18 protein-coding genes, 3 pseudogenes and 1 riboswitch are annotated in these 26,572 nt (G+C 72.9%); of the genes and pseudogenes, 9 read left to right on the forward strand and 12 right to left on the reverse strand.

The genetic code is table 11. From position 1 onward, the window contains the following. The first annotated feature begins 1 nt into the window (after window position 1). The 4 genes and pseudogenes from minE (at window position 2) to FQY79_RS05425 (ending at window position 4,518) form a co-directional block, all read left to right on the forward strand. Window positions 2-265, forward strand: coding sequence for a cell division topological specificity factor MinE (gene minE / locus FQY79_RS05410; RefSeq protein ID WP_146311485.1), 264 nt, complete (start codon window positions 2-4; stop codon window positions 263-265). Window positions 266-363: 98 nt separating this feature from the next. Next, window positions 364-846, forward strand: a pseudogene (locus tag FQY79_RS05415) (hypothetical protein); the annotation flags it as partial. Window positions 847-970: 124 nt separating this feature from the next. Further along, window positions 971-2,971, forward strand: a complete 2,001-nt coding sequence (locus FQY79_RS05420; protein ID WP_146311487.1) for a M2 family metallopeptidase — start codon at window positions 971-973, stop codon at window positions 2,969-2,971. A 77-nt stretch (window positions 2,972-3,048) separates the two neighbouring features. Then, on the forward strand, window positions 3,049-4,518 hold the full coding sequence (locus FQY79_RS05425; protein ID WP_146311489.1) for a trypsin-like serine peptidase: 1,470 nt from the start codon (window positions 3,049-3,051) through the stop codon (window positions 4,516-4,518). 46 nt (window positions 4,519-4,564) lie between these two features. Here FQY79_RS05425 and FQY79_RS05430 read toward each other — a convergent pair whose 3' ends face one another. Next, window positions 4,565-5,812: a multidrug effflux MFS transporter gene (locus tag FQY79_RS05430; RefSeq protein ID WP_146311491.1), complete on the reverse strand. Its 1,248-nt coding sequence runs from the start codon at window positions 5,810-5,812 to the stop codon at window positions 4,565-4,567. Between the two features lie 310 nt (window positions 5,813-6,122). After that, window positions 6,123-6,237, forward strand: a riboswitch (glycine riboswitch). Between the two features lie 64 nt (window positions 6,238-6,301). On the opposite strand from FQY79_RS05430, the gene gcvP reads away from it, so the two are divergent. Continuing rightward, window positions 6,302-9,178 (forward strand): aminomethyl-transferring glycine dehydrogenase, encoded by a 2,877-nt coding sequence (gcvP, locus tag FQY79_RS05435; RefSeq protein ID WP_146311493.1) that lies wholly within the window; start codon window positions 6,302-6,304, stop codon window positions 9,176-9,178. 35 nt (window positions 9,179-9,213) lie between these two features. Here gcvP and FQY79_RS05440 read toward each other — a convergent pair whose 3' ends face one another. Next, a complete protein-coding gene (locus FQY79_RS05440; RefSeq protein WP_146311495.1) occupies window positions 9,214-12,123 on the reverse strand; it encodes a bifunctional diguanylate cyclase/phosphodiesterase in 2,910 nt (969 codons plus the stop codon). A 426-nt stretch (window positions 12,124-12,549) separates the two neighbouring features. Here FQY79_RS05440 and FQY79_RS05445 point away from each other — a divergent pair, with 426 nt between their 5' ends. Next, complete coding sequence (locus FQY79_RS05445; protein WP_146311497.1) at window positions 12,550-13,095, forward strand: NADPH-dependent FMN reductase; 546 nt, start codon at window positions 12,550-12,552, stop codon at window positions 13,093-13,095. A 9-nt stretch (window positions 13,096-13,104) separates the two neighbouring features. Here FQY79_RS05445 and FQY79_RS05450 read toward each other — a convergent pair whose 3' ends face one another. Further along, the gene (locus FQY79_RS05450; RefSeq protein ID WP_146311499.1) at window positions 13,105-14,097 is read right to left on the reverse strand and encodes a helix-turn-helix transcriptional regulator; all 993 of its coding nucleotides are present in this window, start codon (window positions 14,095-14,097) and stop codon (window positions 13,105-13,107) included. A gap of 113 nt (window positions 14,098-14,210) precedes the next feature. Between FQY79_RS05450 and FQY79_RS05455 the strand changes: the two genes are divergently transcribed. Then, on the forward strand, window positions 14,211-14,849 hold the full coding sequence (locus FQY79_RS05455; protein WP_146311501.1) for a glutathione S-transferase family protein: 639 nt from the start codon (window positions 14,211-14,213) through the stop codon (window positions 14,847-14,849). A 22-nt stretch (window positions 14,850-14,871) separates the two neighbouring features. On the opposite strand, the gene FQY79_RS05460 is transcribed toward FQY79_RS05455, so the two are convergent. From FQY79_RS05460 to FQY79_RS05500, 9 genes and pseudogenes are all read right to left on the reverse strand, one after another. Beyond that, window positions 14,872-15,468: an alpha-ketoglutarate-dependent dioxygenase AlkB gene (locus FQY79_RS05460; protein ID WP_146311503.1), complete on the reverse strand. Its 597-nt coding sequence runs from the start codon at window positions 15,466-15,468 to the stop codon at window positions 14,872-14,874. After that, the gene (locus FQY79_RS05465; protein ID WP_146311505.1) at window positions 15,468-18,737 is read right to left on the reverse strand and encodes an error-prone DNA polymerase; all 3,270 of its coding nucleotides are present in this window, start codon (window positions 18,735-18,737) and stop codon (window positions 15,468-15,470) included. The genes FQY79_RS05460 and FQY79_RS05465 overlap by 1 nt, the downstream gene beginning before the upstream one ends. Before the next feature lie 377 nt (window positions 18,738-19,114). Further along, on the reverse strand, window positions 19,115-20,533 hold the full coding sequence (locus tag FQY79_RS05470) for a Y-family DNA polymerase (protein ID WP_146311507.1): 1,419 nt from the start codon (window positions 20,531-20,533) through the stop codon (window positions 19,115-19,117). 416 nt (window positions 20,534-20,949) lie between these two features. Continuing rightward, window positions 20,950-21,552: pseudogene (gene imuA, locus FQY79_RS15560) on the reverse strand (translesion DNA synthesis-associated protein ImuA); the annotation flags it as partial. A gap of 1 nt (window position 21,553) precedes the next feature. Next, window positions 21,554-22,159, reverse strand: coding sequence for a transcriptional repressor LexA (gene lexA / locus FQY79_RS05480; protein ID WP_146311511.1), 606 nt, complete (start codon window positions 22,157-22,159; stop codon window positions 21,554-21,556). A 210-nt stretch (window positions 22,160-22,369) separates the two neighbouring features. After that, the gene (locus FQY79_RS05485) at window positions 22,370-22,750 is read right to left on the reverse strand and encodes a thioredoxin family protein (protein WP_146311513.1); all 381 of its coding nucleotides are present in this window, start codon (window positions 22,748-22,750) and stop codon (window positions 22,370-22,372) included. A 238-nt stretch (window positions 22,751-22,988) separates the two neighbouring features. Beyond that, window positions 22,989-23,861: pseudogene (locus tag FQY79_RS05490) on the reverse strand (manganese catalase family protein); the annotation flags it as partial. A 44-nt stretch (window positions 23,862-23,905) separates the two neighbouring features. Further along, window positions 23,906-24,091 (reverse strand): hypothetical protein, encoded by a 186-nt coding sequence (locus tag FQY79_RS05495; protein ID WP_146311517.1) that lies wholly within the window; start codon window positions 24,089-24,091, stop codon window positions 23,906-23,908. Between the two features lie 95 nt (window positions 24,092-24,186). Beyond that, on the reverse strand, window positions 24,187-25,647 hold the full coding sequence (locus FQY79_RS05500; protein WP_246123012.1) for an MFS transporter: 1,461 nt from the start codon (window positions 25,645-25,647) through the stop codon (window positions 24,187-24,189). A gap of 197 nt (window positions 25,648-25,844) precedes the next feature. Here FQY79_RS05500 and FQY79_RS05505 point away from each other — a divergent pair, with 197 nt between their 5' ends. Then, the gene (locus FQY79_RS05505) at window positions 25,845-26,222 is read left to right on the forward strand and encodes a hypothetical protein (RefSeq protein ID WP_146311519.1); all 378 of its coding nucleotides are present in this window, start codon (window positions 25,845-25,847) and stop codon (window positions 26,220-26,222) included. Window positions 26,223-26,291: 69 nt separating this feature from the next. Next, the gene (locus FQY79_RS05510) at window positions 26,292-26,489 is read left to right on the forward strand and encodes a hypothetical protein (RefSeq protein ID WP_146311521.1); all 198 of its coding nucleotides are present in this window, start codon (window positions 26,292-26,294) and stop codon (window positions 26,487-26,489) included. Window positions 26,490-26,572 lie beyond the last annotated feature (83 nt).

A 26,572-nucleotide genomic window follows, 5' to 3' on the forward strand; every position in this document is an offset into this window, starting at 1 on the left:
GATGGGACTGTTCGATTTCCTCAAGCCGAGGCAGAACTCGGCGGCGATCGCCAAGGACCGCCTGCGCATCATCGTGGCGCAGGAGCGCACCAGCCGCGGCGCCCCCGACTACCTGCCCCTGCTGCAGCGCGAGCTGCTGGAGGTGATCCGCAAGTACGTGAGCGTGGACGTGGACGCGGTCAAGGTCGACCTGGTCAAGGACGGCGAACACGACGTGCTCGACATCTCGGTGGCGTTGCCCGAAGACCGCCCCGCCACCGCCTGACGCGGCCCGCGCCGCGCAGTCCGCCCCCCGCGCCGCGGGGAGTTCCCACGGGGGACCGGGCCACGCGCCACGGTCCGTGCCCCCGCCCACAGGCCCCGATGCACCCGCCCGCCCCCGCCGCCCCGCATGCCGTCCTGCTGCTGCGGGACATCGCCGAAGCCGACGTCGCGGCCCTGCTCGCGCGCTTCGGGCTGGAGCTGCGGCGGGTCGCCGACGGCGCGCCGATCCCGGGCAGCTACTGGGGCGAGCCGGAGGCGGGGATCATCGGCCACGTGGTCCACGCCCGCGGCGACACGCCCGTGCACTCGCTGCTGCACGAGGCCTGCCACCTGGTCGTGCTGCCGCCCGAGCGGCGCGCGGCCGTGCACACCGACGCCACCGACTCGGTGGTCGAGGAGGACGCGGTGTGCGTGCTGCAGGTGCTGCTCGGCGACGCGCTGCCCGGCGTGGGCGGCGACCGCGTGCTCGCCGACATGGACGCCTGGGGCTACACCTTCCGCCTGGGCAGCGCGCGCGCCTACTTCGAGCGCGACGCCGACGCGGCCTGGGCCTGGCTGCAGGCGCGCGGGCTGGTGGACGCGGGGCGCCGCCTGCTGTTGCCGCGCGGCGAGCACGCCACCGCCGCCGGCCGGCGACCGGCCGCACTTGCGGAGCCCCCACGCGCGCCCTAGCCTGCGCGCAACGCCCATCCTGCGGGAACAGATCGTGAACCACCGACACCTCATCCTCGTGCTGGCCATCGGCGCCGGCCTCGCCCTGTCCGCGTGCAAGCGCGAACCCACGCCCGCGGAGACGGCTGCGCCGGGCACGCAGCAAGCCGCGCCGCAGGACGAGACCGCCGACGAGTTCATCGCCCGGGTCAACGCCGAACTCAAGGCGATGTACCCGGAACTGACCGCCGCGCAGTGGCTGTCGAGCACCTACATCATCGACGACAGCCAGCTGCTCGCGGCGAAGGCCAACGAGAAGTTCCTGACCTCGCTCAACGCGTGGATCGAGCAGGCGCGGCGGTTCGAGGGCCAGGAGATGTCGCCCGAGACCGCGCGCGCGATCAACCTGCTCAAGCTCGGCACCGCGATGCCGGCGCCGCGCGACCCGCAGAAGCTGGCCGAACTGACCCGCATCGCCACCCGCATGGAGGGCATGTACGGCTCCGGCACCTACTGCTCCAACCCGGAGGATCCGTCCAGCTGCCGCCAGCTCGGCGCGCTGGAGGACGTGCTGGCCAAGGACCGCAGCTACGAGGCCCAGCTCGACGCGTGGCAGGGCTGGCATTCGATCTCGCGGCCGATGCGCCAGGACTACGTGCGCTTCGTGGAACTGGTGAACGAGGGCGCGCGCGAGCTGGGCTACGCCGACGCCGGCGAGATGTGGCGCTCGGGCTACGACATGTCGCCGGTCGAGCTCGCCGCCGAGACCGACCGTCTCTGGGGCCAGGTCAAGCCGCTGTACGAGCAGCTCCACTGCTACGCGCGCGCGCGGCTGGAAGCACAGTACCCGGGCCGCGGCTCGGTCGACGGGCTGCTGCCGGCGCACCTGATGGGCAACATGTGGCAGCAGGACTGGGGCAACCTGTGGGACGTGCTGGCGCCCTACGGCGAGCAGCAGGCCGGCGCGCTCGACGTGAGCGCGGCCCTGGAGCGCCGCTACCAGGCCGAACTCAACGCCCAGCTGTCGCGCGAAAGCGCCCTCATCGACATCGAGCGCCGGGTGGAGGTGGTGCGCGCCGCGCAGCTGGAGAACGCGAAGCGCATGACCCGCCAGGCCGAGGAGTTCTACGTCTCGCTCGGCATGCCGAAGCTGCCGGAGAGCTACTGGGAGAAAACCCAGTTCATCAAGCCGCGCGACCGCGACGTGGTCTGCCACGCCAGCGCCTGGGACATGAACATGGGTGGCGGGGACGGCAAGTCGCCGGACGTGCGCACCAAGATGTGCATCAAGCCCAACGAAGAGGATTTCTTCACCATCTACCACGAACTGGGCCACGTGTACTACTACCTGGCCTACAACCACCTGCCGCCGCTGTTCCAGGGCGGCGCCCACGACGGCTTCCACGAAGCGATCGGCGACACGATCGAGCTGGCCATGACCCCGGCCTACCTGAAGTCGATCGGTCTGGTCGGCGACCAGCGGCCCAGCCGGGAGGCGCTGGTCAACGCGCAGATGCGCATGGCCCTGGCCAAGGTAGCGTTCATGCCCTTCGGCCTGATGATCGATCGCTGGCGCTGGGGCGTGTTCGACGGCTCGATCACCCCGGAAAACTACAACGCCGCCTGGTGGGAGCTGAAGGCGAAGTACCAGGGCGTGGCGCCGGTGGCGCCGCGCGGCGAGGAGTTCTTCGACCCGGGCGCCAAGTACCACGTGCCGGGCAATACCCCCTACACCCGCTACTTCCTGTCGCACGTGCTGCAGTTCCAGTTCTACAAGGCGCTGTGCGACGCGGCCGGCCACCAGGGCCCGCTGTACGAGTGCACCTTCGCCGGCAACAAGGCCGCGGGCGAGAAGTTCTGGGCGATGCTGTCCAAGGGCGCCAGCCAGCCGTGGCAGCAGACGCTGAAGGAGCTGACCGGCGGCGAGACCATGGATGCCTCGGCGGTGCTCGAGTACTTCGCGCCGCTGCAGGAGTGGCTCAGGCAGCAGAACGAAGGCCGTTCCTGCGGCTGGCAGGTGCCGGCGCCCGCGCCGGCGCCGGCTGGGAACGGCTGACCCGCCGCCGCGGGGCGCGACGGCGTCCGTCCCGCAAGCCGGCACCTTTTCCACCTGCGTCCCGCCCAAGGGGCCCCATGTCCAGACTCCTGCTTGCGCTCTGCCTGGCCGCCTGCGCAGCCCCGTCGCCGGCCGCCGGCCCGGCGCGGGTGGACGGCGAACGCAGCCGGACCGCGCCACCGGCGAAGCTGGCCTGGCGCGACCCCGCCTTCGATGCGCCAATGGCCACGCGGGTGCGCTACCCGGAGGTCCCGCTGGCGCGGTTGGTGGCGCTGGATGACGCCAACCGCGCCCGCGACCCGCGCCGTCCGGCCCCGCTGCAGATCGGCGTGGGCCGCGCGGCTCCGGCGGGCACGGCCGCCGCGCTGGACCTGCAGTGGCGCCTGGTCCCCGGCGGCCGGGTGGCGCACTTCGAGGTGACCTCGCCGGTGGCCATGGGCCTGCGGGTCGGGCTGTCGCTGCACGGCCTGCCTGCCAGCGCCGAGCTGCGCATCCGCGGCTCGGAGCTGCCGCTGGGCGACATCGTCCGGGTGCCGGCCGCCGAGGCGCTGCGCGCGCTCGACCCCAAGGGCCTCTACTGGACCCCGGCGACCGACGGCGAGACCCAGGCCGTCGAGGTGTTCGTCCCGACCGGCGCGGACGCCTCCGCGCTGCGGGTGGCCGCCCCGGAACTGGTCCATCTGGTCACCAACGGCCGGCGCGACTTCAAGATCCTCGAGAAGATCGGCGAATCGGGCACGTGCAACGTCGACACCGCTTGCCGGGCCGGCGAACTCGGCGTCGGCTTCGTCGAGGCCAAGGACGCCGTCGCCCACATGGTGTTCAACCTCTACCGCAGCGACGGTTCGACGTACGGCACCTACATCTGCACCGGCACCCTGCTCAACGACACCGATCCGGCCACCCAGGTCCCGTACTTCTACAGCGCCCGGCACTGCTTCGCCGGCGATGCCGGCGGCATTCCCCCGCAGGACTTGCCGCGCGTGGCCGCGGGCCTGGTGACCTACTGGCGCTACGAGGCGACTTCCTGCGGCAGTGGCGCGCCGGCCAGCCGCGTCGCCCTGGGCGGCGGCGCCGACCTGCTGTTCGCGGACGAAGGCACCGACGCGATGCTGCTGCGCCTGCGCAACCCGGCGCCGGCGGGCGCCACCTTCGCCGGCTGGGACGCGGGCGGCCTGCCCACGGGCGGGGACGTGGTGGCGATCCACCATCCCTCCGGCGACGCCAAGAAGGTCTCGCTCGGCCGCCACGTGCCGGCCGACGACGATCCGGGCATGCGCGCGGTCGGCTGGCTGTCGGGCACCACCGAGGGCGGCAGCAGCGGTTCGGGCCTGTTCGTCCGCGGCGGCGACGGCCGCTATCGGCTGCATGGCGGCCTGTACGGCGGATACGCGGCGTGCTCGAACAGCGGCAACCTCGCCGCCACGCAGAACCGCGACTGGTACTCGCGCCTGGACCTGGTGTTCCCGCGGATCGAACAGTACCTGGCGCCCGTGGCCGCACCGCGGCGCCGCAACGGCGCCCACCCGCTCGACCCGCGCCGCTGACCCGCGGCCGGAACGCGCCGGCGCACGGCCTGCCGGCGCTGCCGGGCTAGAGCTGTCCGGTCGGCTCCAGCTCGGCCGCGGGCGCCTGCCCCGGCGGCGGGGTGCCGCCGCGCCGCGCCTCCCAGCACCAGAATCCCCAGCCCAGCAGCACGAACGCCGCCGCCGGCACCGCCAGCAGCACCGGATCGTGGCTGACCAGCGGCGAGACCACCCCGGCCAGCACCGCGTTGAGGACCAGCCCGGTGAACGCCTGCAGCGACGAGGCCGAACCGCGCTGGCGCGGGTACATGTCGAGGATGGCCAGGGTCACGATCGGGAAGACCAGCGCGATGCCGAACGCGTTGGCGACCATTGGCAGCACCGCCCACGGCAGCGCGGGCTGCGCGGCAAGCGCGCTGTAGGCGATGTTGCCCAGCAGGGCCACGGTGCTGCAGGCGAAGCCGATCTCCACCAGCCGCGCGCCGCGCACCCGGCCGGCGGTGCGTCCCGAGACGTAGGCGCCGACCATCATTCCGCTGATCATCGGGATGAAGAACCAGCCGAAGCTGCGCTCGTCCAGCCGCATCAGGTCGAGCACGAACGCTGGCGCCGAGGCGATATACAGGAACAGCGCGCCGAAGTTGAACGCACCGGCCGCGGCCAGGCGCTGGAAGCGCGGATTGAGCGCGATCCAGGCGTAGTCGCGCAGCAGCCGGCGCGGCGACGGCGCCAGCCGCGCCTGCGGCGGCAGGGTCTCGGGCAGCCAGCGCCAGGTGGCCAGCCACAGCAGCACGGTGAAGCCGACCAGGAACCAGAAGATCAGCGGCCAGCGCCCCCAGCCCAGCAGCCAGCCGCCGATGATTGGCGCGATCGCCGGCGCCGCGCCGAAGATCATCGACACCTGGCTCATCAGGCGCTGCGCATCGTCGCCGTGCAGCACGTCACGGATCACGGCGCGGCCCACGATCAGGCCCACCCCCGCCGACAGCCCCTGCAGGCCGCGGAAGGCGAGCAGCGTGGGCATGTCGGTGGCCAGCGCGCAGCCGGTGGAGGCCAGCGCGAACACCACCAGCCCCGACAGGATCACCCGCCGCCGCCCGAGCAGGTCCGACAGCGGCCCGTGGACCAGGCTCATCAGCGCGTAGGCGACGAGGTAGACGCTGATCGTCTGCTGCATTGCCAGCTTGTCGGCGCCCAGGTCCGCGCCCATCGCCGGGAACGCGGGGAAGATGGTGTCGATCGAGAACGGGCCGAACATCGCCAGCCCCGCCAGCAGCAGCGCCAGCGTGCGCAGGCCGGGGATGCGCGCGCTCACCGGCCAGCTCCTCCGGCAGGCGCAGGGCCCGGGCGCGCGGCCACGCGCGCGCCGCGACGGCGGGGGCACGGCGACGGGCACCTGCGGGGGGCGCCGGGTTGGACGGAAGGAAGCACGACGGAACTCACGGGGGGCCGCGACGGCGGGGGGCGGACAAGGTTAACAACCTTCGCGGCCAGGCCCCGCATGCGCCGGCCCCGCCCGGCCGCCGGGCTATAATCGCCCCGCTCCGGTGGGAGAAGCGCGGGCCCGCCCGCGCTGCCGAAGGCGCAAACGCCCGTAATCGCTCAGGCCCGATACCACCGCAGGCGACCAACACTCTGGAGAGACCGCCCGGCATTGCCGGAACCGGCGCCGAAGGGGCACGAACCGCGCGGCCCGCCGCGGGGTTCCAAACTCTCAGGCAGAAGGACAGAGGGGCACCACCGCAAAGGACCGCCTGCGCCATGGCGCGCGCGGTCGCGTGTCCCCGACCCCAGGTGCCCTGCCATGTCCAAGCCCAGCCTGCGCGAACTCGAACACCACGACGCCTTCATCGAGCGCCACATCGGCCCCGACGACGCCGAGATCGCGCGCATGCTCGAAGTCGTCGGCCACGACTCGCTCGAGTCGATGACCGCCGCCATCGTGCCCACCAGCATCAAGTCCGGCGACGGACTCGACCTGCCGGCCCCGCAGTCGGAGGAAGAGGCGCTGGCCCGGATCCGCGCGATCGCGGGCAGGAACGACGTCTTCCGCAGCTTCATCGGCCAAGGCTACTACGGCACCCGCACCCCGCCGGTGATCCTGCGCAACATCCTCGAAAACCCCGCCTGGTACACCGCCTACACCCCGTATCAGGCGGAGATCTCCCAGGGCCGGATGGAGGCGCTGGTCAACTTCCAGCAGATGTGCGCCGACCTCACCGGCATGGACATCGCCAACGCCTCGCTGCTGGACGAGGCCACCGCGGCCGGCGAGGCCATGGCCCTGGCCCGGCGCGCGTCGAAGGCGAAGTCGAACGTGTTCTTCGTCGCCGACCACGTCCACCCGCAGACCCTGGAGGTGGTGCGCACCCGCGCCGACGGCCTCGGCATCAAGCTGGTGGTGGGCCCGGCCGCGGACGCGGCCACGGTCGACAGTTTCGGTGTCCTGCTGCAGTACCCCGACACCTGGGGCCACGTCGGCGACCACGCGGCGGTGGCGCAAGCCGTGCACGCGCGCGGCGGCCTGGTCGCGGTGGCCACCGACCTGCTCGCGCTCACCCTGCTCAAGCCGCCGGGCGAATGGGGCGCCGACATCGTGGTCGGCAACACCCAGCGCTTCGGCGTGCCGTTCGGCTTCGGCGGCCCGCATGCCGCGTTCATGGCCTGCCGCGATGCGTTCAAGCGCTCGATCCCCGGCCGCCTGATCGGGGTGTCGGTGGACGCCGAGGGCAACCCGGCCTACCGTTTGACCCTGCAGACCCGCGAGCAGCACATCCGCCGCGAGAAGGCCACCAGCAACATCTGCACCGCGCAGGTGCTGCTGGCGGTGATGGCTTCGATGTACGCGGTCTACCACGGCCCCGACGGGCTGGTGCGGATCGCGCGCCGCGTGCACCGCCAGGCCGTGATCCTGGCCGAAGCCCTGCGCCGGGCCGGGGTGCAGGTGGACGAGGGCTTCTTCGACACCCTGCACGTCACCGGGGTGGACGCCGCGCAGGTGCACACCTACGCCAGCCACCAGCGCATCAACCTGCGCAAGATCGACGCCGGCCGGGTCGGGATCAGCCTCGACGAGACCGTGACCCGCACCGACCTGGCGGCGCTGGCCAAGGTGTTCGGCGCCGACCTGGCCGACTCGACGATCGACGCGATCGACGCCGGGGCGCCCGACGCGTTGCCGGCGAGCCTGCTGCGCGAATCGAAGTTCCTGCAGCACCCGGTGTTCAACACCCATCACAGCGAGCACGAGCTGCTGCGCTACATGCGCAGCCTGGCCGACAAGGACCTGGCCATGGACCGGACCATGATCCCGCTCGGCTCGTGCACGATGAAGCTCAACGCCACCGCGGAGATGATCCCGATCACGTGGCCCGGGTTCGCGGACATCCACCCGCTGGCGCCGCCGTCGCAGACCCGCGGCTACCAGGAGCTGATCGACTCGCTGGAGGCGATGCTGGTGGAGATCACCGGCTACGACGCGGTCAGCTTCCAGCCCAACTCCGGCGCCCAGGGCGAGTACGCCGGGCTGCTCGCGATCCGCGCCTACCACGCCTCGCGCGGCGAGGGCCACCGCAACATCTGCCTGATTCCCGAGTCCGCGCACGGCACCAACCCGGCCAGCGCGCAGATGGCGGGCATGAAGGTCGTGGTCACCAAGTGCGACGCCAACGGCAACATCGACGTCGGGGACATCCGCGCCAAGGCCGAGCAGCACTCGGCCAACCTGGCCGCGATCATGATGACCTACCCGTCCACCCACGGCGTGTTCGAGGAGGACGTGGTCGAGATCTGCGAGATCGTCCACGCCCACGGCGGCCAGGTGTACACCGACGGCGCCAACATGAACGCGCTGGTCGGCCTGGCCAAGCCGGGCAAGTGGGGCTCGGACGTCTCCCACCTCAACCTGCACAAGACGTTCTGCATCCCGCACGGCGGCGGCGGCCCGGGCGTGGGCCCGTGCGCGGTCAAGGCGCACCTGGCGCCGTTCCTGCCGCGCGGCCACAGGGACGCGGGCGGCGCGGTCGGCAAGGTCTCGGCCGCGGCCCACGGCAGCGCGTCGATCCTGCCGATCAGCTGGATGTACATCGCGATGATGGGCGCGGCCGGCCTGCGCAAGGCCACCCAGGTGGCGCTGCTCAGCGCCAACTACATCTCGAAGCGGCTGGCGCCGCACTACCGCACGCTCTACAGCGGCCGCAACGGGCTGGTGGCACACGAGTGCATCCTCGACCTGCGCCCGCTGGAGAAGGCCACCGGCGTCACCGCCGAGGACGTGGCCAAGCGGCTGATCGACTTCGGCTTCCACGCCCCGACGCTGAGCTTCCCGGTGGCCGGCACGCTGATGGTCGAGCCGACCGAGAGCGAGTCGCTGCACGAGCTGGACCGTTTCATCGACGCGATGATCCAGATCCGCGAGGAGATCCGCGCGATCGAGGACGGGCGCCTGGACCGCGAGGACAACCCGCTCAAGAACGCGCCGCACACCGCCAGCATGGCCACCGCCGGCGAGTGGACCCACGCCTACCCGCGCGAGCTGGCGGTGTTCCCGCTGCCGGTGCTGCGCCGGCAGAAGTACTGGCCGCCGGTGGCGCGGGTGGACAACGTGTACGGCGACAAGAACGTGTTCTGCGCCTGCATCCCGGTGGATGCATGGAACGAGGAGGCGCCCGCGGGGGCCTGAGGCGCCCGGGGCCCGGCGCACGCGGGGCCACGGGCTCAGGCCGCGGCCTGGATCAGGCCGATCACCTGTTCCAGCGGCACCGGGCGGCCGATGTGGTAGCCCTGGGCCTGGTCGCAGCCGTTGGCGCGCAGCCAGGCCAGTTCCTCCGCCGATTCCACGCCCTCGGCGATCGTGCCCAGGTCGAGGCCGCGCGCCAGCGAGATCAGGGCGCGGCAGATCGACGCGTTGCGCTGGTCGATATGCACCTCGCGCACGAAGGCGCGGTCGATCTTGACGTAGTCCAGCGGCAGGTTGCGCAGGTAGGCCATGCTCGAGAAGCCGGTGCCGAAGTCGTCGATCGAGATCCGCACCCCGGCCACGCGCAGCTCCAGCATGCGCATGCGCGCGACCTGCGGCCTGCGCATCAGCACGCTCTCGGTCAGCTCCACGTGCAGCGCGCCGCGCGGCACCGAATAGCGTTCGCGCAGTTCGCCGATCGCCTCCAGCACGTCGTCGGCCAGCAACTGGACCGGCGAGACGTTCACCGCGATCGCCACGTCGCCCAGGCCGCGCTCGGCCAGCCGCACGTGGGCGCGCGCCGCCTGCTCCAGGGTCCAGCGCCCGATCGGCACGATCAGGCCCGACGCCTCCGCCAGCGGGATGAACAGGTCCGGCGGCACGTAGCCCTCGCCCTGGCGCCAGCGCAGCAGCGCCTCCAGCGCCACGATGCGGCCGTCCGACAGGCGCTGGATCGGCTGGTAGTGCAGCTCGAATTCCTCGCGGTCGAGCGCCCTGCGGATGCGCCGCGCCAGCACCAGGCGCTCGGCCGCCTGCACCGCCATGACCCGGTCGTAGGCCAGGGTGGGCACCTGTTCCTGCCAGGCCTGGATCGCGGCCAGCGCCGCGTGCCCGACCACCTGCTCGGCGGTCTCGCCGGGCTCCGGCCCCTCGGCGATGCCGATCGACGCCTCGATCGGATGGGCGCCGCCCTCGAGCTCGACCGGTGTGTTGACCATCTTCTCCAGCGCTTCCATCAGCGCCGGCAAGCGCGCCGGCTCGAGCGCCACCACCACGAACGACTGTCCCGGCCAGTAGCCGGCCATGCCGTACTCCCGGCCCAGCGCCTCGACCCGCACGGCGACCTCGCGCAGCAGCATGTCGCTGACGCGCTGGCCCAGGGTCGGTGCCAGCTGCTCCATCTCGCGCAGGCGCACGAAGGCGACCGCATAGCGGGCATGGCGGTCGTCGATCGACAGCGCATCGAGTTCGCCGGTCAGCGCGGCCACCGTGACCAGGCCAGTGGTCTGGTCGTGGCTGGCGCGCCAGGCCAGCTCGCGCTCGTAGGCGACGCGGTCGCTGATGTCCTCGGCCAGCACCAGCCGCGCCGGGCGGTCGTTGAACTCGATGCCGCTGCTGAACACGCGCGCCTTGAAGCGGCTGCCGTCGCGGCGCTGGTGGGTCCAGACGCCGTCGGCCTCGGCCGGGTGCGCGCGCGCCTGGACCGCCTCGCCGGCCTGCCGGCCCTCTTCCTTGGGACGGATGTCGAGGATCGTCATCGACAGGAACTCGTCGACGCTGTAGCCGTACGCGGCGACCGCGGCGTCGTTGACCGCGAGGAAGCGCAGGGTTTCTTCGTCGAACACCCAGAAGGGCAACGGATTGCGCTCGAACAGTGCGCGGAACTGGGCTTCCGCGCGCGCCACCCGCGCCCGCGCCTGGTGGCGGTCGGTGACGTCGACCACGGTGCCGGTGAAACGCGGCGCCCCGCGCCCTTCGCCGCCCGCCAGGCCACCGCGCGCGGTGACCCAGCGCACGCCACCGTCGGGCAGCACGATGCGGTGCTCGGACAGGTAGGGCGCCCCGGTGTCCCGCGCGCGCATGAACTCGGCCTGCACGCGCTCGCGGTCGTCGTCGTGCACGCGGCGGAAGATCTCCTCCAGCGGATATACCGCCTCCTCCGGCGCCAGGCCGTACATCATCGCGGTGTGCGCGGAGACGCGCCCGTGCTCGCCATCGGCCTCGATGCGCCAGACGCCGGTGCGCGCGGCGCGCTGCGCCTGGTCGAGCCAGTCGGCCTGGGCCTCGAGTTCCTCCACCAGCTCCGCGTGCGCCTGCTCGGCCTGCCCCAGCCGGCGCACCAGGTAGGCGAGGCCGACCCAGTACAGCAGCGACAGGATCGCCGCGATCACCGCCAGCCGGTGCCATCCGGCCAGGATCCGGTCGAGGCTGATGCCGGCCACCACCACCATGTCGAACCCGCTGGTGGTGCTGAACCCGCGCGCGCGCTCCACGCCGTCGAACGGACTGGTGCCGCGCGCCAGTCCCTGCGTGGCGCCGTCGCCCAGGAACGGCGGCAACTGCGCGCGCTGCCCCACGAACGGGCCGGTCCTGCTGGCCGGCGCCCGCGTCAGCAGCACGCCGCTGGCATCGAGGATGGTGACGTGGCCTCCCGGCCCGCTGTCGAGGCCCTCGACCATGCGCGCCAGTTCGGTGGTGCGCAGGCGGGCCAGCAGCCACCGCCCCGGCTCGTGGCGCACGGCCAGGCTCAGCCACCAGCCGCCCTCGCCGTCCTCGCTCAGCGGCCCGACCAGCAGTCCATCGCCATCGCCCGCCTGCGCCCGCCAGCGCGCGAACCCCGGATCGCCCTCGCCGTCGGTCAGGGCCCGGCCGTCGGCGTCGACCAGCACGATTGAGTGCAGTTCCGGCTGGCGCTCGGCCACGCCTTCGATCGCGGCCGCGAGCAGCACGTCGCGCCGCTCGGGCGCGGCCGTGGCCCAGGTCGCCGCGTCGGAGGCGATGCCCTTGAGCGCCCGTTCGAGGTTGCGCAGGCCGTAGTACAGCAGCTTGTCGACGCCCGTGGCCACGGCGAGCGCCTGCCGGTGCGCGGCGTCGATCCGGGCCTGGCGGTCCTGCTGGAGCAGCATCGCCAGACCCGCCATCAGCAGCAGCCCCACCGCGATCCCCACGCGGCGTACGGTTGCGGCCGACCCTCCCCCCCGAAGCTGCAGGTCGTCTGCCATTACGGTCACGTTCCTCGCAACACCGGGCCACCATGCCAAGCGCGGCCAGCCGGCGCAAGCGCGCGGTGGCACGGGCGGTGCCGGCGCGCACGCGCGGGACCGGGCATCGGCGGCTGTCCGGATGGTTCGTGCATACGGGCTTGATCGGCCGCCAAGCGCCACGCCTTGAATCCCCGCGCCGCCGGGGTCGCGCGGGCGGGGACGGACGCCGGGGCGACGGACACTTTGCAGGAATCGTGCCGTCACGCGCCCGGACCGGTGTAACAACGCCTCGCGGCCGCCCAGACGTGGCGTTCACGCCCGCCGCCGCATCTTGGACCGGCGCGACCACCGGCCTCCCCGGACCGGGTGACGCCGCCAGGAGGAACTACCATGTCCCTGAACATCGCCGTGATCGTCGGCAGCCTGCGCGCCGATTCGTTCAACGCGCGCCTTGCCGATGCGCTGCAGACGCTCGCGCCCGGAGACGTGGAGTTCCGTCGCCTGCGCATCGACGACCTGCCGCTGTACAACCAGGACGACGACGACTCCCCGCCCGCGCCCGTGGTGCGGCTCAAACAGGGCATCCGCGACGCCGACGGCCTGCTGTTCGTCACTCCCGAATACAACCGTTCGATCCCGGGCGTGCTCAAGAACGCGCTCGACCACGCCTCGCGGCCCTACGGCGACAGCGCGTTCCCAGACAAGCCGGCCGGGATCATCGGGGTGTCGATCGGCGCGATCGGCACCGCGGTGGCGCAGCAGCACCTGCGCACGATCCTCGCCTACCTCGACATGCCCACGCTCGGCCAGCCCGAAGCCTTCCTCAAGGCCGACGACGTGCTCACCGGGAACGGCGGCATCGCCGAAGGCAGCCGCGAGTTCCTGCAGGACTGGATGGACGCCTACCTCGCCTGGGTGCGCCACCACGCCGGCTGAGCCCACGCCTCATGCAAGCACCGGATTCGCGCGTCGACCGCGCGACGCACGCACTGCACGCGACAGCCGCGTCGCCAGCGCCTGCATGTGCTCCTCGAGTTCCACCGGTTCGAGCACCACGAACGGCACGTCCAGCATCACCAGGTGGTAGGCGAGCAGGTCGGGGCGCTGCGCGCCGGTCTCCAGCAGGCAGCGGCCGTCGTCCAGGCGGGTGAGCCTGCCGGCCGACGGCGGGATGCACCTGCGCATGCGCGCCAGCGGCGCATGCAGTTCCACCCGCGCGCGCAGCGCATGCCCCTGGGTGGTGATCGCGCGCGCCACGAAGGCCGCCGCGTCGCCGCCGGGCACCTTGCGCGGCAGGAAGCGGTCGCCCGGCGCGTGCGGCAGGCCGCCGATGCGGTCGACGCGGAAGGTCCGCCAGTCGCCACGGCCGCGGTCCCAGGCCAGCAGGTACCAGCGCGAACCGGTGGACACCAGCGCATGCGGCTCCACGTCGCGCTCGCTGCTGCGTCCCTGCTGGTCCTCGTAGGCGAAGCGCAGGCACTGCAGCGCGCGGCAGGCATTGGCCAGCGCCACCAGCAGCGCATGCGGGATGCCCGGGCCGCCCGGGCCCAGCGGCACCACCGCCGCATGCAGGTTGCGCACCCGCGTGCGCAGCCGCGCCGGCATCACCTGCTCGAGCTTGGCCAGTGCGCGCAGCGCCGCCTCCTCCATGCCGACCACGGTGCCGGCCGTGGCCATGCGCAGCCCGAGCGAGACCGCCAGCGCCTCGTCGTCCTCGAGCAGCAGCGGCGGCAGGTTGCTGCCCGCGGCGAGCTGGTAGCCGCCGGCGGTGCCCGCGCTCGACTCCACCGGGTAGCCGAGGCTGCGCAGGCGATCGATGTCGCGGCGCACGGTGCGTTCGGTCACGTCCATGCGCTCGGCCAGCTCGCGGCCGCGCCAGAACGGACGCGACTGGAGCAGGGCGAGCAGCCGCAGCAGGCGGGAGGAGGTCTCGATCATGGGCGCAGGATGCCACGGCTTGCGGACCGGAACTGTCCGCAAGGCTGGCTACCTTGTTGCTGCCCGGCCGGAGCGCCGGGCCCCCTTCCGATCCAGCCCCAAGGAGCGATGCCATGACCCTGAAGCTGTTCGCCGCACCGATGTCCAGCGCCACCCCGGTCCACCACGCCCTGGTCGAACTCGGGGTCGAGTTCGAACTGGTGCTGTTCGACCTGGCCAGGGGCGAGCAGAAGTCGCCCGCGTACCTGGCGGTCAATCCGCACGGCGTGGTTCCGACCCTCGTGGTCGACGGCACCGCGCTGTACGAGGCGCTGGCGATCCTGCAGTGGCTCGGCGACCGGTACGGCGTCGAGCGCGGCCTGTGGCCCGCGGCCGGCTCGCCGCAGCGCCTGGCGGCGCTGTCCTGGACCACCTGGGCCTACGTGAGCTACGGCACGCTGATCAACGTGCTCAACTTCTCGCAGAGCCCGCGCGTGGACGCCTCGCTGCACCATCCGCCGCTCGCCGCCGAGGCGCTGTTGCGGCTGGACGCCGCGCTCGGCCGGCTCGACGCGCAGCTGGCGAAGGCGCCGTACCTGCTCGGCGACGACTACTCGCTGGCCGACCTGGTCGTGGCCAGCGTCGTCACCTACAGCACCTACTGCGGCGTGGACGCTTCGCGCCACGCCAACGTGCAGCGCTGGCTGCAGGACTTCGCGGCCCGGCCGTCGTACCGGCAGGTGTGGCTGGCCGAACGGGAGCAGGCTGCCTGACGCGTGCCTCCGGGCGCGCGGCTCACCGGCCGCGCGCCCGGAACACCACGCTGATCCGCGGACCGGCTTCCCGCACCTTGGGGATGCCGTGCTCGTGGGTGGTCTGCATGACGTGGCTCATCGCCAGCAGGCTGCCGGGCACCAGGTCGACGGCGACGCGGTCGGCGTGGTCGCGTTTGGCGCGGATCAGCATCCGCCGCGGCGCGCCGAGCGAGAACACCACCACCGGATGGCCTTCGCCCAGCAGGTGCAGCTTGTCGCCATGCATGGCCACGCTGTCGTTGCCGTCGCGATAGAGGTTCATGCCGATCGAGGTGAACGGCGCGGGCACGTGGCGCCGCACCACCTCGTGGATCGCGGCCAGCGGCAGGTGCGGCGGCAGCTCGTCGATGGCGTACGACGCCAGCAGCCGCGGCACGTCGACCACGCGGTCGTACATCGGCCGGCGCAGGCTGCGCCAGTCGGCGCCCTCGACCAGCGCATCGAACCAGCGCCGCGCGGTATCGGGATCGACCACCGACGGCCAGTAGCGCGCCCCGCCCTGCGCGTCCTCGACCAGCTGCAGCACCGGCGGCGCGAACAGGTCGCCGGCGAGCGAGGCGGTGCGCAGCGCGCCCATCAGTGGAAGTCCCGCGAGCTGGGGTGGACGCCGCCGAGCAGCGGGGTCATGTCCTCCAGGTCGCGCGCGATCAGGTGGCACACGCCGTCCACCTGCTCCCAGCGCCCGCGCACGCCCAGCAGCCGCGCGCACAGCAGCGCCTTGCGCCGGCGCAGCGCCACGTGCGGCCAGACCACCACGTTGACCATGCCGTGCTCGTCCTCGAGGGTGACGAAGATCGTGCCCCTGGCGGTGCCGGGCCGCTGGCGCTGGGTGACGATGCCGGCGACGAAGGCGCCGCGCCCGTGCGGCAGTTCGCGCAGCTGGCGCGAATCGAGCACGCGGCGCCCGCGCAGCCGCTCGCGCAGCAGCGACAGCGGATGCGGGCCCAGGGTCAGGCCGGTGCTGCGGTAATCCGACACCACTTCCTCGCCGGGCGACGGCGCCGGCAGGTCCACCGCGTCCTCCTCCGGACTGCCCGGCAGCAGCGGGCGCCGGCGCTCGATCCCCGCCACCGCCCAGCGCGCGGCGTGGCGGTGCCCGGCCAGCGCGGACAGCGCGCCGGCCTCGGCCAGCACGCCGCGCGCCTTCGCGTCCAGCCCGGCGCGCAGGCACAGGTCGGCGATGCTCGCGAACGGTCGCTCCATGCGCGATGCGACGATCGCCTTGCCCATGTCTTCCGACAGGCCCGCCACCATGCGCAGCCCGAGCCGGATCGCCGGCTGCCCGCCATCGTCCACGCCGCGCCGCGGATGCCCGCCCTCGAGCGTGCAGTCCCAATCGCTGCAGGCGACATCGATCGGGCGCACCTCCACCGGCGGGCGCCCGGACCGATGCCCGCGCCGCGCGTCCTGCACGATCTGCGCCGGCGAGTAGAAGCCCATCGGCTGCGAGTTGAGCAGGGCGCAGGCGAAGGCCGCCGGCTCGTGGCGCTTGAGCCAGCTGCTGATCCAGACCAGCTTGGCGAACGAGGCGGCGTGGCTCTGCGGGAAGCCGTAGGAACCGAAGCCCTTGATCTGTTCGAAGATCTGGTCGATGAACTCGCTCGCGTAGCCCTTCTCCTCCATCAGCTCGCGGATGCGCACGCGGTGCGGCTCCATGTCGCCGCCGCGGCGCCAGGCGGCCATCGAGCGGCGCAGGTTGTCGGCTTCGCTCGGCGTGTAGCCGGCGTGGATCACCAGCTCCATCACCTGTTCCTGGAACAGCGGGATGCCCAGGGTCGGGCCGAGGATCTCCTTCACCCCCTCGGAGGGATAGGTCACCGGCTCCCTGCCCTGCCGGCGCCGCAGGTAGGGGTGCACCATGTCGCCCTGGATGGGGCCTGGCCGCACGATCGCCACTTCCACCACCAGGTCGTAGTACCGCTCCGGCCTGAGCCGCGGCAGCATGCTCATCTGCGCGCGCGACTCGATCTGGAACACGCCCACGGTGTCGGCGGCCTGGATCATGGCGTAGGTGGGCCGGTCGTCGGTGGGCAGCCGCGCGAGATCCACCACGTGGCCGCGATGCTTCGCGACCAGGTCCACCGCCTTGCGGATGCAGGTGAGCATGCCCAACGCCAGGCAGTCGACCTTGAGCAGCCGCATCGTCTCCAGGTCGTCCTTGTCCCACTGGATGATGCTGCGCCCCGGCATCGAGGCGTTCTCGACCGGCACCACGGTGGCCAGCGGCGCGTCGCTGATCACGAAACCGCCCACGTGCTGGGACAGGTGCCGCGGATGCCCGCGCAGCTGCATCGTCACCGCCAGCACGCGCTGGATGACGGGATTGCCCGGATCGAATCCCGCCTCGCGCAGGCGCTGCTCCATCGGCGTCTCGCCGTTGCCCCAGCCGAAGCATTCGGCCAGCAGCGCGACCTGGTCGGGCGGCAGGCCGAACGCCTTGGCCACGTCGCGCACCGCGCTCTTGCCGCGGTAGCGGATCACGGTCGCGGCCAGCGCGGCGCGGTGGCGGCCGTACTTGGCGTAGACGTACTGCAGCACCTCCTCGCGCCGCTCGTGCTCGAAGTCGACGTCGATGTCCGGCGGCTCGCCGCGGTCCCTGGACAGGAAGCGCGCCATCAGCAGGCGGCTCTCGGCCGGGTTCACCACGGTGATCCCGAGCGCGTAGCACACCGCCGAGTTCGCGGACGACCCGCGGCCCTGGCAGAGGATGCCCCTGGATTTCGCGAAGCGGACGATGTCCTCGACGGTGAGGAAGAAGGCCTCGTACTCCAGCTCCGAGATCAGCGCCAGTTCGTCCTCGACCTGGCGGACCACGTCCGCCGGCGCGCCCTCCGGCCAGCGTTCGCGCATGCCGCGCAGGGTGAGTTCGCGCAGCCAGGTGGACGGGGTGTGGCCCTCGGGCACCAGCTCCACCGGATAGCGGTAGCGCAGGTCGCGGCTGAGGTCGAAGGTGCAGCGTCGCGCCAGTTCCACCGCGTTGGCCAGCAGCGCGGCGCCGCCCTCGACCGCGCCGTAGATGTTGGCCAGCGCGCGGCGCGTGCGCAGGTGGCGCTCGCCGTTGCGGAACAGGTGCGCGCCGCAGCGGTCCAGCGGCAGGTTGTGGCGGATCGCGGTCATCGTGTCCTGGAGCACGCGGCGCCGGCGCACGTCCATGTGCACGTCGCCGGCCGCCACCGGGACCATGCGCAGCGCCGCCGCCATCGCCAGCAGCCGCGACAGCCGCGCCGCGTCGTCCTGCTCGCGGTGCAGCTCCACGGCGAGGAAGGCGCGTTCGCCGAACACCCGGCGCAGCCAGCGGCCCTGCTCCGGATCGGGCGTGCGCCCCGGGATCCAAAGCGCGAACAGGCCGCACACCGACGGGTCGACATCCGACAGCCGGCGTTCGACGTCCGCGCGCGCGAGCCGGTAGCCCTTGCCCTCGACCGCGCGGCGGGCGTGGGTGACCAGTTCGCACAGCCGCGTGTAGCCCGATGCGGTCTCGACCAGCAGCACGCACTTGAGCCCGCAGTCGAGGACGAACTCGCTGCCGACGACCAGGCGCACGCCGGTGGCGCGCGAGGCCTCCAGCGCGCGCACGATGCCGGCCAGCGAGCACTCGTCGGTGATCGCCAGCGCCTCGTAGCCGACCTGGGCTGCGCGCGCGAACAGCTGCTCGGCACTGGCCGCGCCGCGCAGGAAGGAGAAGTCGGACAGGCAGTGCAGCTCGGCGTAGGCCGGCAGTCCGTCCTCCACTGGCGCGTCGTCGTTGGCGGCCGCGGCCAGCCCGCGCAGGCGGCGCGCGGTTTCCCAGGCGCGCGGCGGGCGACCGCCGGGCGTGTCGCGATCGATGCCGTCTTGGTCAGTCATGGCGCAGGCACCCGAGGCTCCTCCAGGCGCTCACTGCCGGCCCGCCCCACCCCAACCCTCCCCCGCACGCGGGGGAGGGAGCAACAGCGCGTGCGGCCCGCTTCCACCCCTTCCCCCGCTTGCGGGGGAAGGCCGGGATGGGGGCGCGCCGCAGGCGCGCGTTGGATGGCGACGAGCTGCCCTGCCCCCACCCCAACCCTCCCCCGCACGCGGGGGAGGGAGCAACAGCGCGTGCGGCCCGCTTCCACCCCTTCCCCCGCTTGCGGGGGAAGGCCGGGATGGGGGGCGCGCCGCAGGCGCGCGTTGGATGACGCGAGCATCTGCCCTGCCCCCACCCCAACCCTCCCCCGCACGCGGGGGAGGGAGCAGGAACGCGTTCACGAAAACCACCCCTGCAGCATCCAGTGGCCCTGCTCGCCCGGCGGGGCGAAGGCCCAGGCGCGCTGGCCCTGCGAGGTTTCGATGACGTAGTAGTCGCGGCGCGCGTCCTCGCCGTCCCACCAGCCGCTCTCCAGCCGTTCGGGCCCGGAAACGATGCGCGGGCGCGGGTCGCGCAGCGGGATCGGACGCGGCAGCAGCCAGCACGGACGCGGCGGACGCGGCGGCGCCTCGTCGATGTCGACCGCGCCTTCGGCCACCCGCCGCCACGCGCGCTCGGGGCGCGGGTCACCCGAGGGTGCCACCGCGTACACCGCCTCGTCGCCCAGGCGCGCGCGCAGCCGCTCGCGCAGCTGCGGCCACGGCAGCTGCTGCTGGTTGCGGGCGTCGAACAGGTCGCGCGAGGCCGGCGCGAACGGCGGCAGTTCGCGCGCGACCAGGCGCACGCCGACCACGGGCCGCGCCAGCCGCACCTTCTCCAGCCGGGTGCGGGTGACCTCGAACAGCATCGCCGGATCGCGCTCGGCCGAAAGCAGGCCCACCTCGACGTCGGTGTGCCCGGCCTCGTGTTCGAGCCGCAGCACGAAGCGCTGCACGCCGCCGTCGCGCATCGACAGGAATGTGCACAGGTCGCCGACCAGCCGCCGCAGCGGGAACAGCAGGGCCATGTGGCTTTCGACCTCGTAGCCCAGCTCCAGGCGCGCGTCGAAGTGGTCCGGGGGCTGGTAGCAGTCGAGCGGATCGTCGGCCTCGCCGTAGAGGCGGTCGAGGTGGTCGGGCAATTCCCGGCCGAAACGCCGGCGCAGCGCGTCGCGCGGCAGCGCGCGCAGGGCGCCGAGGTCGCGCACGCCCATGCGCTGCAGGCGTTCGCCGCAGTCGCCGGGCAGGCGCGCGCGGCGCACCGGCACCCGGTCGAGCGTGGCCACCATCGCGTCGCGGTGCATCAGCGCCAGGCCGTCGCGCAGGCCGGCCAGCACATGCGCGGCGCGCGGCGTGGGCGCGAGCGCGATCCGGTGGACGAAGCCCAGCGCCTGCAGCTCCTCGCGCAGGCGGCGCTCGATCCGCGGCCACGGCCCGAGCAGGCGGAAGCTGCCGCGCACCTCCAGCACCAGGCAGCCCGGCCATTGCGCGCTCACCAGCGAGCTGTGCCGGTACGCCCAGGCGGCGAGGAAGCGCTGCCAGCGCGCCTCGGCCTGGGGGTCATATTCGACCATGGCGAAGTCGGGCAGCAGCGCGTGCGCGGCGACCAGGCGCATGCCAGGACGCAGCCCGGCCGCGGCGGCGGCGGCGTTCACTGCGTGCAGGCTGCGCAGCTGCGCCGGCCCGGTCACCAGGGCCAGCGGTGCGTCGGGCTCAGGCAAACGGCGGAGGACGCCATCCAGCGCCAGTTGCGGCAGCAGTACGCAGGCCCAGAGCATCGACGTCAGTCACGCGCGGACGGCGCAGGCGCCTGGACGAGCAGGAGCTCGTGCTGCGCACTGTCGCTTGAAGCGGATGGGCGCGCGTCGAAGGCGTGCGAGGCCGCGACGCGGGGTTGCCCCCACCCCGGCCCTCCCCCGCGCACGGGGGAGGGGGCAACAACGCACGCATCGCCTTGACTCCTTCCCCCGCTTGCGGGGGAAGGTTGGGATGGGGGCGAGGCGGAGGCGCGGGGGGCAACGATGCCGGCTTGCCCACGCCCCGGCCCTCCCCCGCGCACGGGGGAGGGAGCAACAACGCACGCGTCGCCTTGACTCCTTCCCCCGCTTGCGGGGGAGGGAGCAGATGGCTCGCGGGCGGGAAAAGGAGCCACGGGCGGCACGCCGATGAAGATGGAATCGGGCTCCGGCACGAACGGCGCCGACTGCACCGGGCCGCCGCGGCACTTGCGCACGTGCCAGGCGATGCCGCGCTCGCCGCGCACCGCCTCCAGCCGCAGCGCGGCCGGCGACGCATTGGCCGCATGCCGGCGATCGCGCAGGGCGAAGCCCAGGCAGCGGCCGCTGTCGGCCGCCACCTGCAGCCGCCGCAGCGCGCGCGCGTCGGCCTGCTGCGGCCAGCCCAGCACCGCGCCGCAGGCGCCGCTGCGCAGGCACTGTTCGAACGCCCACAGCGCATCGCGCGGCGCGGCCTCGACGATGCATAGCCGGGACAGGTCGAGGCCCGCCGCCTGCCACGCCGGTGCATAGGGCACGTAGGGCGGCGCGATCACCGCCACCCGCTCCCCCGCGCGGGTGCAGCGCGCCAGCGTCGGCATCAGCAGCGCCAGTTCGCCCACGCCGTCGGCCGGCAGCAGCAGTTCGGTCAGCGCGCGGCGCGGCCAGCCGCCCTGGGGCAGCAACGCGTCGAGCGCGGCGTGGCCGGTCGGCTCGCCATCGGCGGCCTGGCGCGCGCTGCGCCCGGCGTGCCACAGGGTGCGCGCGGCGAGCAGATCCTCGAGTGCGACCACGGCCGCCATGTCAGCCCCGCCGCACCAGGCCGCAGTACACGCCTTCGATGGCGAAGTCCTGCCCGGGCTGGACCTCGATCGGCGCGTGTTCGGGATTGCGCGGCAGCAGCCGGATCCGGCTGCGCCCGCGTTCGAGCCGCTTGATGGTGATCTCGCCGTCGATCCGCGCCACCACCACCTGGCCGCTGCGCGCCTCGCCGGTGCGCTTCACCGCCACCAGGTCGCCGTCGAAGATGCCGTCGTCGCGCATCGAATCGCCTTTCACCTTCAGCAGGTAGTCGGGCTTCTCGGCGAACAGGGCGCGGTCGAGCAGCAGCAGTTCGTCGCTGCCGATGTCGGCGCCGATCGGCACGCCCGCCGCCACCTGGCCGAGCACCGGCAGCGGCAGCTGGTCGGGACGGCCGGGCAGTCGCAGGCCGCGCTTGCGCCCGGGTTCGAGCTCGAGCAGGCCGTCGGCCACCAGCGCCTGCACGTGCTTCTGCGCAGCGTTGCGCGAGGCGAAGCCGAAGGCCTCGGCGATCTCGGCCAGGCTCGGGGCGCGGCCGGCGGCCAGTTCCCGGCGCAAGAAGGTCAGGACGGCGGCGCGTTGCGGGGGAAGGGCGTCGGCGGGGCTCATGGTGTACATTTGTACACCCATCGGTCGCAGGAGGCGAGATCCGGCGTCTGGTTTTGCGCGTCTCGGCGGCGTGCGGTATTCATCAAGGTGAACCAGGCGGGGGAGCCCTGCCCGCCCCGCCCACGTCCGGGTCCAGTCCGGTGGCGAAACGACCTCGCCCTCTCCCCGATTCAATGACCCGCAGCCGCCCTTGCGGGCGCATGCGGAGCGTCAGCCGACGTCCAGGTCCCGAGTGTCTTGCATGGATTCACGGCTTGCCGCTGACTCCCGAGCCAACGCCCGGGCCAGGGGCTGGAGGTCGTCGATCGCCCGCGGGCGCACTACCCGCGCCTGCTCCTCGCCGTCGCGCAGCAGCACCAGGGTCGGCCACAGCTTCACCCCGAAGGCGCGGCCGAGCGGCCGGCCCTTGCCGTCCTCGACCTTGACGTGGGTGACGTCGTCGCGGCCTTCCAGCAGCGCGCGCAGCGGCGGCTGCGCCGCGCGGCAGTGCCCGCACCAGGGCGCGCCGAATTCCAGCAGCAGCAGCCCCGGCGCGGCCTCGAGTTCGGCCCGTGCCGGTGCGCGCGTCGCGAACTCCTCGCAATAGCTCATGCGTTCTCCTGCGGCGCGTGCCGTGCACTGTGGGCGACCACGCCCATCCGCCACCATTGGACCAGCGATCCCGTTGCGACCGGAAGCCCGGCGCGCCACGGCGCCGGGCGGTCGCCCACGCGGCCTACCTGCCGCGCGCGGGTTTCTTCTTCGCCGCCGGCCTCTTCTTCGCCGGGGCCGGGGCGGGCACGTCGTCCTGCTCCAGGTCGAGCCGCAGCTTGGGCGTGCGCGCCATCGTGTCCTCGGACTTGCCCAGCTCGATGCCGGTGACCGGATTGACCTGCGGATCGGACGCGGTGCGCTCGGCCATCGCCACCACCACCCGCCTCTGCGCCGCCGGCAGGCGCACGCTGGCGCTGCCGTCGCCGCCATCGACCGCGGTGAAGCGCTCGGGGTCGCTGACGTAGTCGAAGTTCTCGTCGCTGTTCCACGGGCCGCGCATGTCGCCCTCGCCCTGCGAGGTGTTGACGTACATCTCCTGGAACTCGGGCATGCCCGGCAGCTTGCCCGGGGGGAAGTTGGGCTCGATCGCGTGCAGCGCCTTCTCGAACGACTTCAGGTGCGCCATCTCGCGCGTCATCAGGAAGGTCAGCGCATCGCGCACGCCGGGATCGGCGGTGACGTTGATCAGGCGTTCGTACACGATCTTCGCGCGCGCCTCGGCGGCGATGTTCGAACGCAGGTCGGCGGTGGGTTCGCCGATGCTGTCGATGTAGCCCGCGGTCCACAGCTGGCCGCCGGAATTGATCAGCGCCGGGCCGCCGCCGTACAGCACCTGGGTCAGGTGCGAGTCGTTGCCCGCGCCCTGCAGCGAACGGAACAGCTCGCCCTCCTCCTCCACCGCCTCGGCCAGCCGGCCCTTGGCGCCCTTGTTGAGCATGGCCACGAGCGAACCGATCACCTCCAGGTGGCTCAGCTCCTCGGTGGCGATGTCGATCAGCATGTCCTTGCGGCCTGGATCGTCCTCGGCGATGCCCTGGGTGAAGTAGCGCATCGCCGCCGCCAGTTCGCCCTGCGGGCCGCCGAACTGCTCGAGCAGCAGGTTGGCCAGGGCAGGGTTGGGGTCGTTGACGCGCACGGTGTACTGCAGCCGCTTGTTGTGGGTGAACACGGGGGACTCCTTGTCGCTGGGGAGGTGTGGGGAAGGCAGGCCGGTCAGTGGCCCTGCAGTTCGGGATCGCGTTCGGGGCCGGTGGGCGGATCGTGGCCGACGCCGCCCTGCGCAGGCGGGCTGTGCGGCACCTTGCGCGGGTCGCGCCTGCGGCGTGGGCTGACAGGCAAGGGCGCCGGCTCGAATTCGCGCGCGGGCGCCTCGCCGGGCGTGCGGGGAATGCGGGCCATGCGGGTTCCTGCAAGGGCGAGGCGCCTACCGTGCACGCGCACGGATGCAGGCCGCGTGATGCGGATTCAGCGAAGTGACGGGCGCGCGCCCGGGGCTACGACTGCGGCCGCGATTCGGGCTTGGGCTCGGCCACCTCGCGGCCGGCCTGCGCGCGGCCGGCCATCTGCGCGGCGGCGTCGGGTCGGAGCTGGCGCATCTGCCAAGCCGACCCCATCGACAGCAGGCCCACGGTGAGGAAGGCGAAGGTGAAGTTGATCGCCGCGTCCTCGCCGCGCCCGGTAATCGCCCCGGCCAGGCTGAGCGCGAAGCCGCCGAGGGTCACGCCCAGCGCGAGCGCCAGCTGCTGCGCCATCGCCGCCAGGCTGCTGGCCTGGCTCATGCGCGCCTGGTCGATGTCGGCGTAGGCGAGCGCGTTGAGGCTGGTGAACTGCAGCGACCGCAGGAAGCCGCTCGCGAGCAGCACGCCGACCATCAGCGCGTACGGCGTGTCGGCGCGGAACAGCCCGAACCCGCACAGCAGCAGCGAGGCGGCAAGCCCGTTCCACAGCAGCACGGGACGGAAGCCCACCCGGTGCAGGATCGCCGGCGCCACCGTCTTCATCACCATCGCTCCTGCGGTGGACGTGAAGGTGACCAGGCCCGATTCGAGCGGGTCGAGGCCGAACGAGAGCTGCAGCATCAGCGGCAGCAGGAACGGGGTGGCGCCGGTACCGATGCGGAACAGGGCACCACCCAGCACCGAGATGCGGTAGGTCGGCACGCGCAGCAGGTCCATGCGCAGCAGCGGGTGCGGATGCCGCCACGCATGCCGCACGTACAGCGCCATCAGCCCCGTGCCGGCGAGCGCGCATGCCGCCAGCGCCAGGCCGGGCACCAGGCCGCTGCCGATCGCCGACAACGCGAACATCGCCAGCGACAGCCCGCCGGCCGACAGCGCGAACCCGCGCAGATCCAGCGGCCGCACCGCCTGTCGCAGCTCGGGGATGTGGCGCCATGCCAGCCACATGCCCAGCGCGCCCATCGGCAGGTTCACCAGGAAGATCAACCGCCAATGGGTGTAGGTGGTGATCGCGCCGCCCACCACCGGCCCGAGCATCGGCCCGAGCAGGGCCGGCACGGTCAGCCAGCTCAGCGCCCGCACCAGCTCCGACTTTTCCACGCTGCGCAGCAGCACCAGCCGCCCGACCGGGACCATCATCGCCCCGCCCACGCCCTGCACGAACCGGCCGGCCACCAGTTGCCCGAGCCCGCTGCTGGCCGCGCAGCCCAGGGAGCCGACCAGGAACACGCCGATCGCCGCCATGAACACGCGTCGCGCGCCGAACCGGTCGGCCACCCAGCCGCTGACCGGGATGAACACCGCCAACGCCAGCATGTAGGCGGTCAACGCCAGCTTCAGCGCCACCGGCTCCACTCCCAGGTCGGCAGCGATCTGCGGCAGCGAGGTCGAGATCGCTGTCGAGTCCATGTTCTCGATGAACAGCGCGGTGGCGATGATCAGCGGCAGCAGGCGATGCGGTGGCAATGGAACCTCGCGCGGCAAGCGGCTGTGCATTGTCGCCGGTCGCCGCGCATGGCGGCGTGTCCGGGCTGGTGGGGCGCGGACGATTCAGCCATCTGAACCCGCCCGCCTGCACTCTTCACGGCGCGCTCCCCCGGCGAACTGCAGAGTGGGTGCGCTCCCCGCGGTCGCCCAGGCCCCGGCGCCCTCCCCTCTTGAAAACCAAGGACGCAGTCCCCATGTCCGCCCCCATGGAAGATTCCACAGCCGCGTCACTGCACGCATCCGCTGCAGGCTCGCGCGCCCTTCCGGCTTCGCCGCATGCGCGCAGCATCCTGGACGAATGCGTGGACGAATTCACCCGCCGGCTGCAGGCCTGCCTGGCCCTGCCCGATGACGACGACCGGTTCTGGGAGCGGGTGCGCGGCGATATCCGCGCACTGCGCGCGCGCTGCCAGCCCGGGGATGCCTTCGCCTTCGAGCTCAAGGCCGCCAGGGTGCTGGCCGAGTATGGCTTCACCGCCTACCCGCCCGAACTGATGTCGTCGCTGCCGGTCGCGCCCGACGCGGCCCCGCAGCCGCGCGCGTTCACCCTGCCGCCGCGTGGTCCGGGCAGCCGCGCCGCCTGAGCCGCCGGCCATCGCTGCGCCGGCCTGGCGCGGACGCCGGATGCCGGCTCCCCCAACCGGACGCCTGCGATGACCACGCCACTCGGGGACGCGCCGCTGCGCCGCGAACTGGAACTCGACGGCCGTCCCTACACCCTGCGGATCGACCGCGAGGGCCTGAAACTCGCGCCCAAGGGCCACCGCCGCGGAGTGGAACTGCGCTGGCAGGACCTGGTCAGCGGCGATGCCGCCCTGGCCACCGCGCTGCGCGCCTCGCTGCAGGACTGAACCCCCGCCGCACCGCGCAGGCGTGCCCGATCGTTGCGAAAACGGCGCTTCAGCGATCCGGATCCGGCCAAGACTTGCACCCC

Source organism: Luteimonas wenzhouensis (assembly GCF_007859305.1).
Classification (GTDB): Bacteria; Pseudomonadota; Gammaproteobacteria; order Xanthomonadales; family Xanthomonadaceae; genus Luteimonas; species Luteimonas wenzhouensis.

Excerpts from the sequence above, each read along its gene's own strand:
- minE (WP_146311485.1), top strand. The coding sequence starts at position 2 with ATGGGACTGTTCGATTTCCTCAAGCCGAGGCAGAACTCGGCGGCGATC.
- FQY79_RS05425 (WP_146311489.1), top strand. The coding sequence starts at position 3,049 with ATGTCCAGACTCCTGCTTGCGCTCTGCCTGGCCGCCTGCGCAGCCCCG.
- gcvP (WP_146311493.1), top strand. The coding sequence starts at position 6,302 with ATGTCCAAGCCCAGCCTGCGCGAACTCGAACACCACGACGCCTTCATC.
- FQY79_RS05445 (WP_146311497.1), top strand. The coding sequence starts at position 12,550 with ATGTCCCTGAACATCGCCGTGATCGTCGGCAGCCTGCGCGCCGATTCG.
- FQY79_RS05450 (WP_146311499.1), bottom strand. The coding sequence starts at position 14,097 with ATGATCGAGACCTCCTCCCGCCTGCTGCGGCTGCTCGCCCTGCTCCAG.
- FQY79_RS05455 (WP_146311501.1), top strand. The coding sequence starts at position 14,211 with ATGACCCTGAAGCTGTTCGCCGCACCGATGTCCAGCGCCACCCCGGTC.
- FQY79_RS05460 (WP_146311503.1), bottom strand. The coding sequence starts at position 15,468 with ATGGGCGCGCTGCGCACCGCCTCGCTCGCCGGCGACCTGTTCGCGCCG.
- FQY79_RS05465 (WP_146311505.1), bottom strand. The coding sequence starts at position 18,737 with ATGACTGACCAAGACGGCATCGATCGCGACACGCCCGGCGGTCGCCCG.
- FQY79_RS05470 (WP_146311507.1), bottom strand. The coding sequence starts at position 20,533 with ATGCTCTGGGCCTGCGTACTGCTGCCGCAACTGGCGCTGGATGGCGTC.
- lexA (WP_146311511.1), bottom strand. The coding sequence starts at position 22,159 with ATGAGCCCCGCCGACGCCCTTCCCCCGCAACGCGCCGCCGTCCTGACC.
- FQY79_RS05485 (WP_146311513.1), bottom strand. The coding sequence starts at position 22,750 with ATGAGCTATTGCGAGGAGTTCGCGACGCGCGCACCGGCACGGGCCGAA.
- FQY79_RS05495 (WP_146311517.1), bottom strand. The coding sequence starts at position 24,091 with ATGGCCCGCATTCCCCGCACGCCCGGCGAGGCGCCCGCGCGCGAATTC.
- FQY79_RS05500 (WP_246123012.1), bottom strand. The coding sequence starts at position 25,647 with ATGCACAGCCGCTTGCCGCGCGAGGTTCCATTGCCACCGCATCGCCTG.
- FQY79_RS05505 (WP_146311519.1), top strand. The coding sequence starts at position 25,845 with ATGGAAGATTCCACAGCCGCGTCACTGCACGCATCCGCTGCAGGCTCG.
- FQY79_RS05510 (WP_146311521.1), top strand. The coding sequence starts at position 26,292 with ATGACCACGCCACTCGGGGACGCGCCGCTGCGCCGCGAACTGGAACTC.